At 34.8% G+C, this 12,812-nt stretch carries 14 protein-coding genes; 6 read left to right on the forward strand and 8 right to left on the reverse strand.

The annotated features are described in order from the left end of the window. The first annotated feature begins 190 nt into the window (after window positions 1-190). The gene (locus CBE70_RS17455; protein WP_100160324.1) at window positions 191-448 is read left to right on the forward strand and encodes a hypothetical protein; all 258 of its coding nucleotides are present in this window, start codon (window positions 191-193) and stop codon (window positions 446-448) included. A 110-nt stretch (window positions 449-558) separates the two neighbouring features. Continuing rightward, window positions 559-1,251, forward strand: a complete 693-nt coding sequence (locus CBE70_RS17460) for an XRE family transcriptional regulator (RefSeq protein WP_100160325.1) — start codon at window positions 559-561, stop codon at window positions 1,249-1,251. Between the two features lie 21 nt (window positions 1,252-1,272). Here the strand turns inward: CBE70_RS17460 and CBE70_RS17465 are convergent, their stop codons facing one another. The 4 genes from CBE70_RS17465 to CBE70_RS17480 all read right to left on the reverse strand — a co-directional run bounded on the left by CBE70_RS17465 (window position 1,273) and on the right by CBE70_RS17480 (window position 4,761). Then, the gene (locus tag CBE70_RS17465) at window positions 1,273-1,899 is read right to left on the reverse strand and encodes an ABC transporter ATP-binding protein (RefSeq protein WP_100160326.1); all 627 of its coding nucleotides are present in this window, start codon (window positions 1,897-1,899) and stop codon (window positions 1,273-1,275) included. Beyond that, window positions 1,893-2,669 (reverse strand): ABC transporter permease, encoded by a 777-nt coding sequence (locus CBE70_RS17470; protein WP_100160327.1) that lies wholly within the window; start codon window positions 2,667-2,669, stop codon window positions 1,893-1,895. Before CBE70_RS17470 ends, CBE70_RS17465 begins: the two co-directional genes overlap by 7 nt. A 100-nt stretch (window positions 2,670-2,769) precedes the next feature. Continuing rightward, window positions 2,770-3,525, reverse strand: a complete 756-nt coding sequence (modA, locus tag CBE70_RS17475) for a molybdate ABC transporter substrate-binding protein (RefSeq protein ID WP_100160328.1) — start codon at window positions 3,523-3,525, stop codon at window positions 2,770-2,772. A gap of 252 nt (window positions 3,526-3,777) precedes the next feature. Continuing rightward, the gene (locus CBE70_RS17480; RefSeq protein WP_100160329.1) at window positions 3,778-4,761 is read right to left on the reverse strand and encodes a sugar-binding transcriptional regulator; all 984 of its coding nucleotides are present in this window, start codon (window positions 4,759-4,761) and stop codon (window positions 3,778-3,780) included. Between the two features lie 371 nt (window positions 4,762-5,132). Between CBE70_RS17480 and cutA the strand changes: the two genes are divergently transcribed. Together cutA and sra are read left to right on the forward strand one after the other, a co-directional pair. Next, complete coding sequence (gene cutA, locus CBE70_RS17485; RefSeq protein WP_100160330.1) at window positions 5,133-5,441, forward strand: divalent-cation tolerance protein CutA; 309 nt, start codon at window positions 5,133-5,135, stop codon at window positions 5,439-5,441. Between the two features lie 353 nt (window positions 5,442-5,794). After that, window positions 5,795-6,028, forward strand: a complete 234-nt coding sequence (gene sra / locus CBE70_RS17490) for a stationary-phase-induced ribosome-associated protein (RefSeq protein WP_100160331.1) — start codon at window positions 5,795-5,797, stop codon at window positions 6,026-6,028. 128 nt (window positions 6,029-6,156) lie between these two features. Here sra and CBE70_RS17495 read toward each other — a convergent pair whose 3' ends face one another. Together CBE70_RS17495 and CBE70_RS17500 are read right to left on the reverse strand one after the other, a co-directional pair. Next, complete coding sequence (locus CBE70_RS17495) at window positions 6,157-7,209, reverse strand: DNA polymerase beta superfamily protein (RefSeq protein ID WP_100160332.1); 1,053 nt, start codon at window positions 7,207-7,209, stop codon at window positions 6,157-6,159. Beyond that, the gene (locus CBE70_RS17500; RefSeq protein ID WP_100160333.1) at window positions 7,193-7,972 is read right to left on the reverse strand and encodes a nucleotidyltransferase domain-containing protein; all 780 of its coding nucleotides are present in this window, start codon (window positions 7,970-7,972) and stop codon (window positions 7,193-7,195) included. The genes CBE70_RS17495 and CBE70_RS17500 overlap by 17 nt, the downstream gene beginning before the upstream one ends. A gap of 144 nt (window positions 7,973-8,116) precedes the next feature. Here CBE70_RS17500 and CBE70_RS17505 point away from each other — a divergent pair, with 144 nt between their 5' ends. Both CBE70_RS17505 and CBE70_RS17510 read left to right on the forward strand, forming a co-directional pair. Further along, window positions 8,117-8,713 carry a hypothetical protein gene (locus CBE70_RS17505; RefSeq protein ID WP_100160334.1) on the forward strand — a complete coding sequence of 199 codons (597 nt, stop codon included), beginning with the start codon at window positions 8,117-8,119 and terminating at the stop codon, window positions 8,711-8,713. A gap of 107 nt (window positions 8,714-8,820) precedes the next feature. After that, entirely contained in the window at window positions 8,821-9,444 is a 624-nt protein-coding gene (locus CBE70_RS17510; protein ID WP_232797429.1) for an XRE family transcriptional regulator, read from the forward strand. Window positions 9,445-9,526: 82 nt separating this feature from the next. Here CBE70_RS17510 and guaA read toward each other — a convergent pair whose 3' ends face one another. Together guaA and guaB are read right to left on the reverse strand one after the other, a co-directional pair. Further along, window positions 9,527-11,104 (reverse strand): glutamine-hydrolyzing GMP synthase, encoded by a 1,578-nt coding sequence (guaA, locus tag CBE70_RS17515; protein WP_100160335.1) that lies wholly within the window; start codon window positions 11,102-11,104, stop codon window positions 9,527-9,529. A 101-nt stretch (window positions 11,105-11,205) separates the two neighbouring features. Next, window positions 11,206-12,672 (reverse strand): IMP dehydrogenase, encoded by a 1,467-nt coding sequence (gene guaB, locus CBE70_RS17520; RefSeq protein WP_098942516.1) that lies wholly within the window; start codon window positions 12,670-12,672, stop codon window positions 11,206-11,208. Window positions 12,673-12,812: the final 140 nt, after the last annotated feature.

Genomic DNA, 12,812 nt, shown 5'->3' on the forward strand with positions numbered 1-12,812 from the left:
ATATTTAGGTCATTTGCTTATAACACATTGCAAAAAAACACAAATAAACACTAGAAAAATTGTGATCGCATACACTTTTTTGCATCATTAATGCTATTTAAGACAAATAGAAACTGCTTTTTTATCAACAAATAGGTAATCTAGCGGTCTGATTTTGATGACCAAACATGAATAGTTAAAAGGATATTTTATGTTTACTTCACAGCTCATGCTGGTCGGTTATGTGTTGTTGGTAAGTCCTTGTGGAAATGATTCTTGTGATGCAGTTCCTGTTACAGAAACAATTTATACTAAAGATGAATGCACAACACGACTTAACTACTTAAAACAAAAAAGACCTGACCTTATTATTTTCTGTGGAGAAGTCTTGAGAGATCCTGAAGTTACTGATGAAAACCCTTATCTCACCCCACCAGATAGTGTAGACGACGTTTTCAAAATTAAGTAATTAATCTGTTCTTAATTTTATAATTAAGATAAAATACAATTTAATTTGTTTTCTTTTTACGATATACTCTTTGTACTTGAATATGTAAGGACACGTATTAGGAGTCACTAATGTCTATTGCGAAACGTACCAAAAATAAACGCATTGCGTTAGGTTTAACACAATCAGAACTTGCTACTTTAGCGAGTACAACACAGCAATCCATAGAACAGCTAGAAAGTGGTAAAACTAAACGCCCCCGTTTTTTACCTGAATTAGCAAAAGCATTAAATTGTGATTTAGCTTGGCTACTCGAAGGTGAAGAACAAACCAATGCAACCTCTGAAATTCCACCAGAAAATGAATGGCAACCTGTAAGTGAATGGGACAGCAATACTCCTCTAGGTGCTGATGAAGTGGAAATTCCCTATTTTAAAAGTATCGAACTCGCAGCGGGTGACGGTTGTTGTACTAACGAAGATCATAATGGATATAAATTGAGATTTTCAAAAAGCACATTACGCCGTTATGGCGCATCTTCCCAAAACGTTATTTGCTTTTCTGTTTATGGCGATAGTATGTCACCTGTTATTCCAAATGGCTCAACAGTCACTGTCGATACAGGCAACACACGCATTGTTGATGGTGGCATTTATGCTATCGAACAAGATGCCTTGTTTAGAATAAAACTACTCTATCGTCAACCGGGCGGTAAATTGATTATACGTAGCTATAATAAAGACGAATTTCCTGATGAATCAGCGGAAACTGACTCTGTAAAAATTATGGGGCGTATTATCCATTGGTCAGTTATGGCTTGGTAATCAATAAGCAAAGCAATAATTTCATAGTATAAAATTTTCAGTAACAACTTGTCCTTTAGACAATAAAACCGTTTTATCTGCTAGCGCTCTGATTTCACGAGGCTCATGAGTAACCATGATCATCGTTATTTCCTTAGATTTTAAGGAATCAATTAAATCCCAAAGCTGATAACGTGTTTCCCAATCCAAACTCGAAAAAGGTTCATCCAGTAGTAAAAGTTTGGGTTGGCTAATAAGAGCTCTTGCCAATGCGACGCGTTGTTGCTCCCCTCCTGAAATTTGATGAGGATAACGTGTAGCGAGATGCGCAATTCCCATTTGCTCTAATATCGCCTTTTCCCTCTCCTTGTTTCGTTTCTGTTTTGCACCATATTGCGCTAACCATAAATTTTGTGTCACAGTCATAAACGGAAATAAATAAAGCCGTTGATTTAAATATCGGCAAGAACGTAGCCATACAGGCTGTTCATTTATATTTTTGTCTGCAAGGTAAATATCACCAGAGTATGAAGTATATCCAGCAATCGCATTCAGCAGTGTTGTTTTACCACTTCCAGATGTACCACTTATTCCTAAACATGTTCCTTTTTCTACGTTCAACGAAATATCTTTTAATATACCCGTTGTTAATGAACGAATTTCTAGCATGATCTTTTCCTTTCTCGCTGTAAACGATGTAACGCAAATAATAAAGTAATCGCGATAGCGATAAGAACAAGCGCACAACCAATTGCCAGAGTGAAATCTCCACTGGCAATATTTAAATAAATTGCCATAGGCAACGTTTCTGTTTTTAACCTTGTTGCACCAGCTAACATTAACGTAGCGCCAAATTCACCTAAGGCTCTAGAAAATGCAATAATGCTTCCACTCATTAAAGCAGACCAACATAATGGTATTTCAATCAATAAAAATGTTTTTGTTGGTGTTAATCCTAAATTTTGTGCCGTTTGAATATAAGCGGGATCAACAGACTTAAAAGCAGAGAGACTATTTCTCATAATAATCGCGCTTGCGACATAAGTTTGAGCAATAATAATACCCAATGGTGAAAAAAGAGAGCGAGATAATTCAGGAAAAACACCTGTTAAAGGGCCCTGATTTCCTAACAATAATAGTAATCCGATACCAATAACTAATGGAGGAGTAACTAAAGGCAAATCTAATAACGCATCAATAAAACGATGTCCTTTAAAAGGAATTCGTGCCATTGCCCATGCAGCAGGTACACCTAAGATAATTGCTAGGCATAAAGAAGTTAACGCTGTACTGAGTGACATACCAATAGCAAAATGGAATTCAGGGTCGGTAATCACTTGCCTCAATTCAACATAAGAAAGTTGGCATATCAGTGCAATTAGCGATCCTAAGATCAGAAATAACAATAAAAAAAGTGGAATTAATGCCCATCGAAACACGTTATTTCCTTTTTTAAGATGGATATTTATTTTGCTGTAATAATGAAAAAAGCCACCAGTGAGTTGGTGGCGAAAAACACAATTTATGTGAGAAAAAAATCTATGGTTTCGAAATTACAGGAAGAAAACCATAATCAGTAAAAGCCTTTATCCCTTCAGCACGAGTAAAATAATCAGCAAGTAATTGTGCTTCTTTCGGATTTGCTGATGTTTTTAAAACAGCAAGTGTTGCCACTTCTTCTGGGCTACCTTCAGGAACTGGAAGTAAAATAAGTTTATCTTGATTTTTCATTGCATCTGCATATCCAATAATGGCAGCATCCACTTCCCCATTTAGTAAATACATAAGCAATTGTTTAATGGTTGCAGTGCGTACAACAACTTTATCACGTAATTTATCGCCTTGACCTGATGCATCAATAAGTTGCTCGCCACTTTTTCCTAATGCGATAGCTTTAGCATCACCCATACCTAGTTTTAATGAACTATTCGCAAGATCTTCTAGTGTTTTAATATCACCCACTTTATCTTTACGCACAGCAATAACAGGAATATGGCGAACAATAGAATATTGATTAACTACTTGTCCTTCTTTATCTAACTTTTCCACATAATCTTGTGAACCAGGGAAGAATAAATCCCCCTGCTTAGTTAAATTAAAGCGTGTTAATATTTGACCTGAACCGCCATATTCAATAGTAACTTTATTTCCCGTCTCTTTTTCAAATACACTCACAACTTGCTCTACTGGTTGTTTTAATCCAGCACCTGCATAAAGATGAAGCTCGGCTGCAAATGTATTATGGCAAATTAATCCTAATGCTAGTCCTAAACCAGCAAGAAATTGACGTTTCATAAAAGTGGTGATCCTAACTATCGTTATATAATTTTTTATATAATGAATGATATAAGTATTTAAGGCAAGAGGCTCATATAAAAAAAGATAAAAATGTTAACGACTTATCATTTTTATCTTTTTCTTTATACGTAAGCTTTACAAAACAGACTGATAAAAATAAATGCTTCAAATACTTTATTTTTATCAGAAATAAGTAGCTCTTAAATAGAGGTTTGCCAGTAAATCCTCGCTCTCACGAGGATTCTATTACTAATTATCTAGCTCTAATAATGCCAGCGCTGTCACTTCATCAATTACAATATCGGTGGCGTAACCTCCTTTTATCGCCCCTATTGTTGCCTGAATATTTTCCACACCACCGGCAATAAAAAGTCTCTGTGTTATTTGTCTTAACTGAGCAAGGCTTATTCCCATTATCCTAAGGTCAATATCAGAAACTAAAGGATTACCTTGCGCATCATAAAAACGTCCACAAATCACACCAACAGCGCCTAAATCACGATATTGAGCCATCTCACTGCTCGTTAAAACCCCTGTTGTTACCAAAGGATTATCATCGAATGTATTACCCACAACAAAAAGAGCTTTATTGCACTGATTTAGCGCTGAAAAATTACGCCTAATAATAGGTTCAGCTTGAAGTTCCATTGCTAGACGTGCACTAGAAACCACTGCTGGCACATGCAAATTAATACAGCACCCTGACAACTTATTTGCGATTAACGCGGCTGCTTCTGTTGTTTTAAAATCAGGCTGTGGCGCTACTGCACCTATCATTTGTAGCACTGTGATATTTTTTAATGACTTGGGTGGAAGATAATTACCCAATTTATAAATTGTTCGTCCCCAAGCAACACCTAAAATATCATCGTCATTAATTATCTGAGAAAGATACATCGCTCCTGCTTTCGCTAATCTTTCTCTGTTCATACTTAAAGTGTGTTGCGATTTATTCTTTTCTTCATCAGGTAAAATAAGCACATTATTAAGATCGAATTTTGCTTTTATTCTGATGGCATAATCAATCGTAGAAAATACTGATGAATCCAAGTTAATATTTACGAATCCTTTTTCTCTAGCTAGATGCAAATATTTCACGACGGTAACACGAGAAACACCCATAATATTTGCAACTTCACTTTGGCTGAGTCCGTCCTGATAGTAAAGCCACGCTGCATAGAGAACGGGATCATTATCAAATAAACTCGCGTTTTTTAGCGAATTATTATCCATTTTAAACCCCACAAATTTTTTATAAATCTTATGACTAATTAGTTTATTTTATATTAGAGATATTATTGAAGATAAAATGCCTTTAGCCAGATTAAGCCTTATAACACAAATAGATACATTTCATTAATCTACTAATAATATCGGCACCCTGATATTTTTCTTTACTGCAAGGATCTTATAATACGTAAAAAGCCCTTAATAATGCCGTAAACAGTTCATATCGAGAAAGTTTTTTTTGAAAAAACTGTTTTATTTCGCTAAAAATAAGAATATTAGCTTTAAGTTTTAAAAAGTTTTATTTTGATAAAATTAAAATCACCCAAGCCCTATTATTGCTATTAAAAATCAAATCAATTTTAAAAGGAAAAACAATGATAATTGCATACTCAACAGCACCAAATGAAACTATCGCGAATGAAATTGCTCACCACCTCATCAATGCAAAACTTGCTGCTTGTGTAAATTTAATCCCTCAAGTTAAATCTATTTATCATTGGGACAATAAAATTATTGAAGATAATGAAATACTTATGATAATAAAATCCGAAAAAAGTAAACAGCAAAACTTAATTGATACTCTTGTCGAAATACATCCTTATGATACTCCTGAAGTGATTATAATGCCGATTGAAAATGGTTTTAAAGGTTATCTTAATTGGATCCATGCCTCGTTGAATTAAAATAACGTTAAATTTTCAGCGAGATCTCTTTTCTAATCTCTTTTTCAAAAAAATGATAATTAATTGTAAATTAAAGTATCTTATATTATCTCAATTATGAGACAAATAACTTATTGTTAATATTAAACTAAATTTCTTATTTTAATTTCAAATAACGATAATTTAGATGGTTAATTATATTTCGAATGAAAGAGTATTTATTTTATTATTTTGAGTGTGTGTGAAAAAACAGAATAAACATAGGTAGAATAGCCTTTAATGCTAAATTAATAAGGTTACTAGCATCTTATTCTTTTTATTTTCTGTTATAATAAATAAGCTTTCTCTAAATTACATACAAAAAGGAGTGAGTTGTGAAAACAAACAGAGTCGCAAGACGTATTTTAGGTTTACCTTATAATTTAAGTCGGTCTAAAAAGAAAGTGCGTTTTTCCATTATTGCCTCTACAAACGCTGAAAATGTACCTGCTGAGTTAAAAAACACAGCTAAAATCTGTTTAAAACAGGATTTCAGAAAGAACGCAGAGCATAAACGTATATATATGAAGTTAACAGATGCTTATCCAGAGTATCTTGCAACTAATTAATATTTTTATACGCCAACGCTATTTAATAAATATTTTCGCATTTAGTTTGTATACTTAAGATATTAAAAATAGCATATCCCTTACATCATGTAAGGGATATTAGTTTTTTATACTAATTTATTTTTCTACTATTTATAAAGCTCTTTTCTTATATTTATAAGAGCAATTTCTGCAATTGAAGGCTCAATTTTATCCGGCAACAGACTTAATTGAAATGCACTATTAATGGTCTTAATAAGAATTTCACTGCGCTCTAATAATTCATCATAACTAAACTGACCTGCCTTAATTGCTAATAATTCATCTCTATTATCACACCAAACCTTCACTTTCCCTTCTTGTGCGATCCCTAATGCAATATAGAGTAATCTAAAGGTATGCATCATATTCTTACTATCGTAACTTCTGCCATGATCAATGTTTTGTTGGTAACGAACATCATTACGTTGCTCAACCCACTGCCAATATTCATGATATTGCTTACGATATGCACTATAACCTTCTTTATTAAAGCTAAGATAACCTTCTAGTTTTGCTGTTTTAGAAATACTACTTAGCAATACATCATTAGCATTTTCTTTTTTTATTATTCCTTGATAAGGCACTTTATCATCATAATAAATTGCATAAATATCTTGAGCATGAGTAAGTTTTGTTAACCCAATATGCTCTTGTTTCCAATGTCGATTTTCTAACCAAGTATTGATTAGTATTGTTTTTCCATCTTCAATGACATAACAAAAATCAAGAATGGTTTTTAATTTTTTTTCGACCGGATTTACTATTTTTTTGTTTAGTCCCTGAGCTTTCTTAATCTGCCCTTGAGCATAGTGCACAAATGTTTGAACACAAGTTTTAGACAAAAACCATTCTGGTTTTATCAATGACATTAGAGGGTGTCGATAAATAACCATATGTTCAGGTGAATTAAGTAGCTCTAAAATATTAGGATTAGATGCACACAATAGTTCTATAAATCTTCCAAGCTCATAATAAACTATATCATTGGTTTCATTACTTACTTGTGGTGTGTATTCCAACCCATAAAAAAGATTTTTAGGGAGATAAAAGACACCTTTAATATCCGTATCTGATGTTTCAGTTGCAAGATTATGTGAACGACTTCCGGCGATACTTTCAAATAAAAGGTAAGGTTTTATATCTTCAATAGTCAGTTTCATCTAATTTTTTCCTAAACCAATTATTTAAAATATCATTATCAGGCACGGTTCTTTTGGTTAATTGAACATTTGTTTCTTGCCATAAAAAAATCACTAGATGCTGCATCGCATCTGTTGGAACCCAAGTAAAATGTTCATTTTTATCTGACTTAAATTCTACTAATTCTTTGATAGCTTTTTGTTCTTCAATAGTTAAGATTTTTATCAACTTATCCAATTCCATAGGAGGAATGTCTCCTGTCTTCACTGTCCAATAAGCGGATAAAAGAGAACGTAGTATATAGAACCATTTTTTTAATTTTATTGGCTCTACACTAATCTCATTTTTCGCGTTATTTTCAGGAGAATATCCACTCACAACTTTAACAATTCCTCTGTAATGATGAACAATCACTTTTGGTTGATAATAGAGTTTTGCAAGCTCAAATAACTCTTTTTGAACATTAGGATATTGTTGATAAATTATTGGTGATTGGAGCCATTCTAATAATATACAATTCGATTTACGTAATAAGTGTAGTGCCTTGGTAATGTCCCAAGCGCCTACATCAAACCAACTATTTTCTATCCATTCGAAGGTTTCTTTAGGTTTATCAATAGAAAGATAAGCATTACGAGGTCGAATAAAAATACCTCGCACATCATAATCACTATCTATTGAGGCAAATCCCCAAGCTCGGCTACCACTTTCTGCAACATAAAGTAATTTAACTTGATGCTCTTGCTCTATTTGCGGGAGTTTTTTTAAAATCTCATTATGCATGATGTCCTTATCTCCTTATTGTTACTTTTTCATTAGTTTACATTTTAATACTAATATTCTATGGTTATAACACAGACATAAGCCAATACAAACTTGGTCAATTCTTATTTTACCCATGTAGAATTAGGTGCTTTATAAATTAAAATGATAACCTCACAACAAGCACAAGATATTGTTCTTAATCACTGTCATTCATCACCACCTTGTAGTGAACAATTTACTATTTATTTTTGTGAGTTATCGCCTAAGAAAGATTTTTGGATAATCCGTTGTAACTCTGAGCGTTATGTTATTTATAATCAATTAGATCATTGTTATGTTGGTGTAAATGCCTATTTAGTTGATACTACTACGGGTAAAATTGATATCGTTGGTAGTGGAGAGAGTGTCGAGGATTTTCTGCAAGATATCTATGATGTTCAAACTGCTAGCAATCAGTATTATCTTCTTCACCCTGCTTTTTCCAAAGAAAACAAAATCCCATTACTTCATTTAAAACATTGGATAGGATGCGGATATATTGATGCTATAAATTTACTTACCATTAATAAAAATTGGTTTACTGGTAAACGCCGTTATTTAAAACATATACAAGTATTATTAGATAAGCAGAATATTGAAACTGAAATTATTCTCGTGGATAAAACCGAGCATGCTATTATCGTCGATAATAGTATATGGTTTGAAGAAGATATTAAAAAAGAATTAAGGAAGGTTATTGGGTATGAGAGTTCACGTTAATAAATCTAATTACTGTTTATTCAAAACACAATAGATAAAAATAACCAAAATGGTAATGTAAGTTCATAAAATATCTATTTATGATTTTTTATCTATTGGAGTTTTCTATGAATACTGATGATATAAGAAGTATTGCAGAAACCAGAAAAAATAATTTAATTTATATTATTGAACATCATTATAAAGGTAAACAAAAAAGACTTGCTGATGCATTAGGTGTGGCACCAAGCATGATTTCTCGTTATCTATCACCAAAAGATTTAAAAAGCCATCGTGAACTTACAGACCCCATGTCACGAAAAATTGAATATGTGACTAAAATTAGTAAATATTGGATGGATGTAGACCATCTGAAAGAAGGTCATATTGGATCAGAAAAAGAAGAATACATTCCGACAGAAATTAGCAAAATACTCTCAGATAACATCACAACATTCATGTTAAACGATGGAATAAAATCAAGAGTTAAACTCTCCGTTGACTCAGGTCTTGCACAGTCAACGGTTAACCACATTATTAATTGTGAAGCAAGTGCTGCGGCTGAAAGTATTGATGCTATAGCTAAAGCAATGGGTCGTCAAACTTATGAATTGTTAATCCCTAAGAATGATAAGAATGCTATTAATTACGATAGAAAAGCTTATTCTAAATTACCTTTAAGTGAGCAAATATCAATTCAAAATTTTATTGAATTTATTATTTATAAAAATAATCCTATTACTAAAAAATAATTCTATACAAAAAAGCCACCAGTAACTTACTGATGGCTCTTGGTTTTTTAACCTTTATCAACTATTGCTGATAAAGGTTATTTTATTCCCACTCGATTGTTGCTGGTGGCTTACCGCTGATATCATAAACAACGCGGGAGATACCACTAACCTCATTGATAATGCGGTTGGAAACACGACCTAAGAAGTCATATGGTAAATGTGCCCAATGCGCTGTCATAAAGTCCACAGTTTCAACTGCACGTAATGAAACAACCCAGTCATATTTACGACCGTCGCCCATAACGCCGACTGAACGCACAGGTAAGAACACGGTAAATGCTTGGCTTACTTTGTTATATAAGTCAGCTTTATGCAATTCTTCAATAAAGATAGCATCAGCACGACGCAGTAAATCACAATACTCTTTTTTGATTTCACCTAATACACGAACCCCTAAACCAGGGCCTGGGAATGGATGACGATAAAGCATGTCGTAAGGTAAGCCTAACTCTAGACCAATTTTACGGACTTCATCTTTAAACAGCTCTTTTAACGGCTCAACTAAACCCAGTTTCATATCATCAGGTAAACCACCCACATTATGGTGTGATTTAATTACGTGAGCTTTACCTGTTGCAGATGCTGCAGATTCAATCACATCTGGGTAAATAGTGCCTTGCGCCAACCATTTAACTTGTGGCTGTTTAACAGCTTCTTCATCAAAGATTTCAATGAATGTATGACCAATGATTTTGCGTTTTTTCTCAGGATCATTTTCGCCTTTCAGCGCAGTTAAGAAACGTTCTTCCGCTTCAACATGGATAATATTTAGGTCAAATTTACCTTTAAACATTTCCATGACTTGTTCGGCTTCATTCAGACGCAATAAGCCGTTATCAACAAATACACATGTTAAACGCTTACCAATCGCACGATTTAACAGTAAAGCAGTCACTGAAGAGTCAACACCGCCTGATAACGCTAAAATAACGTGATCATCACCAATTTGCTCTTTTAAACGAGCAACAGTGTCTTCAATAATTGCGGCAGAAGTCCACAGTGCATCACAACCACAGATATCTAAAACAAAACGTTTTAAAATCGCTAAACCTTGATGAGTGTGTGTAACTTCCGGGTGGAATTGAACACCATAAAAACGTTTCTCTTCATTCGCCATAATAGCAAATGGACAAGTTTCAGTGCTGGCTACTGTTACAAAGTCTGATGGAATAGCAGTAACTTTGTCACCGTGGCTCATCCATACATCTAATAATGGTTTGCCATCTTCGCTAACTGAATCTTGAATATCATTGAACAGTGCACAAGTTTCACGAATTTCAACTTGTGAATAACCAAATTCACGCTCACCAGAAACTTCGACGTCGCCACCTAATTGCATCGACATCGTTTGCATACCATAACAAATTCCTAATACAGGAACGCCTGCATTAAATACGTATTCTGGCGCACGAGGGCTGTTGTCTTCAGTAGTACTTTCAGGGCCACCAGACAGAATAATACCATTAGGATTAAATTCACGAATTTGTTCTTCTGTAACATCCCATGCCCAGAGTTCACAATAAACGCCGATTTCACGGATACGACGAGCAATAAGCTGCGTATACTGTGAACCGAAATCAAGGATAAGAATGCGATGATTATGGATATTTGCTGTCATTTGTGGTGAATTCCAAAACAGATAAAGTCATAAAGTTGAAAGGCTTGCTAATTTATAATCAAAACAAGGTAATAACTAAAACAAGCCTTTCTCGGAATAAATTACATACCTAAGCGATAGTTAGGCGATTCTTTCGTGATGGTCACATCATGGACATGGCTTTCTTGAATACCTGCACCACTGATACGAACAAATTCAGCTTTGGTATTCAAATCTTTAATTGTTGCGCAGCCTGTTAAGCCCATGCATGAGCGTAAACCACCCATTTGTTGGTGAACGATAGTTTTCAATAGACCTTTATAAGCAACACGGCCTTCGATACCTTCTGGTACTAATTTGTCTGCTGCATTGTCAGTTTGGAAGTAACGATCTGATGAACCTTTAGACATTGCACCTAATGAACCCATGCCACGATAGGATTTATAAGAACGACCTTGGAATAGTTCGATTTCGCCCGGAGATTCTTCAGTACCTGCAAACATTGAACCAACCATAACGCAAGCTGCACCCGCTGCTAATGCTTTTGCAATATCGCCAGAGAAACGAATACCACCATCGGCAATAACAGGAATGTTGCGATCTTTCAGTGCTTCAACTGCATCTGCAATAGCGGTAATTTGTGGTACACCAACACCCGTTACGATACGTGTTGTACAAATTGAACCTGGGCCAATACCTACTTTAACCGCACTAACACCTGCATCTGCCAGCGCTAAAGCACCTTCTGCAGTTGCAACGTTACCACCAATAATAGGTAGATTTGGATATAATGCTCGAGTATCACGAATGCGCTGTAATACGCCTTCAGAGTGACCGTGAGAAGAGTCGATAAGTAAAACGTCAACGCCAGCGGCAACTAAGGCTGCTACACGTTCTTCGTTACCTGCACCTGCACCAACAGCAGCACCTACACGTAAACGACCGTGTTCATCTTTACATGCGTTTGGTTTACGCTCTGCTTTTTTGAAGTCTTTTACAGTGATCATGCCTTTTAGGTGGAAGTTGTTATCAACCACTAAGGCTTTCTCTACACGTTTTTCATGCATTCTTTGCATGACAACATCTCGTGCTTCACCTTCTTGTACAGTCACTAAGCGTTCTTTTGGTGTCATTACCGCAGTAACTGGTTGGTCTAAATCAGTAACAAAACGAACATCACGACCAGTAATAATACCCACTAATTCATTGTCATTAGTCACAACTGGGTAACCTGCAAAGCCATTGCGTTCAGTCATTGCTTGAACTTCACGTAAAGAAGTTTCTGGTGTTACGGTGATAGGATCAGTGACAACACCACTTTCATGTTTTTTCACACGACGAACTTCTTCAGCTTGGCGTTCGATAGACATGTTTTTGTGGATAAAACCAATTCCACCTTCTTGAGCTAATGCGATAGCTAAAGGTGCTTCAGTCACAGTATCCATTGCAGCAGAAAGCATAGGAACATTTAGGCGGATTGTTTCAGTCAGTTGAGTAGACAAGTCGGCAGTATTAGGAAGAACAGTGGAGTGTGCAGGAACTAACAAAACATCATCAAATGTAAGTGCTTCTTTTTTAATTCGTAACATAGCAATATCTCACCAAGGCGGCTTTTAGGAAATAGAAAATATTGCCGCGGAATTATACACACCGAAATCGGTTGCTTCTAGCTTTTTTTCAAAATTTTTATTGATCCTGTCACTAACTTAGGTAGTATCAATCAATTAAG

It is taken from the genome of Proteus columbae, from assembly GCF_002777965.1.
In the GTDB taxonomy this organism is placed as follows: domain Bacteria; phylum Pseudomonadota; class Gammaproteobacteria; order Enterobacterales; family Enterobacteriaceae; genus Proteus; species Proteus columbae.

Bases quoted from the DNA above. Each gene is read 5' to 3' on its own strand.
- CBE70_RS17455 (WP_100160324.1), top strand. From the start codon at position 191: ATGTTTACTTCACAGCTCATGCTGGTCGGTTATGTGTTGTTGGTAAGT.
- CBE70_RS17460 (WP_100160325.1), top strand. From the start codon at position 559: ATGTCTATTGCGAAACGTACCAAAAATAAACGCATTGCGTTAGGTTTA.
- CBE70_RS17465 (WP_100160326.1), bottom strand. From the start codon at position 1,899: ATGCTAGAAATTCGTTCATTAACAACGGGTATATTAAAAGATATTTCG.
- modA (WP_100160328.1), bottom strand. From the start codon at position 3,525: ATGAAACGTCAATTTCTTGCTGGTTTAGGACTAGCATTAGGATTAATT.
- CBE70_RS17480 (WP_100160329.1), bottom strand. From the start codon at position 4,761: ATGGATAATAATTCGCTAAAAAACGCGAGTTTATTTGATAATGATCCC.
- cutA (WP_100160330.1), top strand. From the start codon at position 5,133: ATGATAATTGCATACTCAACAGCACCAAATGAAACTATCGCGAATGAA.
- CBE70_RS17495 (WP_100160332.1), bottom strand. From the start codon at position 7,209: ATGAAACTGACTATTGAAGATATAAAACCTTACCTTTTATTTGAAAGT.
- CBE70_RS17500 (WP_100160333.1), bottom strand. From the start codon at position 7,972: ATGCATAATGAGATTTTAAAAAAACTCCCGCAAATAGAGCAAGAGCAT.
- CBE70_RS17505 (WP_100160334.1), top strand. From the start codon at position 8,117: ATGATAACCTCACAACAAGCACAAGATATTGTTCTTAATCACTGTCAT.
- CBE70_RS17510 (WP_232797429.1), top strand. From the start codon at position 8,821: ATGAATACTGATGATATAAGAAGTATTGCAGAAACCAGAAAAAATAAT.
- guaA (WP_100160335.1), bottom strand. From the start codon at position 11,104: ATGACAGCAAATATCCATAATCATCGCATTCTTATCCTTGATTTCGGT.
- guaB (WP_098942516.1), bottom strand. From the start codon at position 12,672: ATGTTACGAATTAAAAAAGAAGCACTTACATTTGATGATGTTTTGTTA.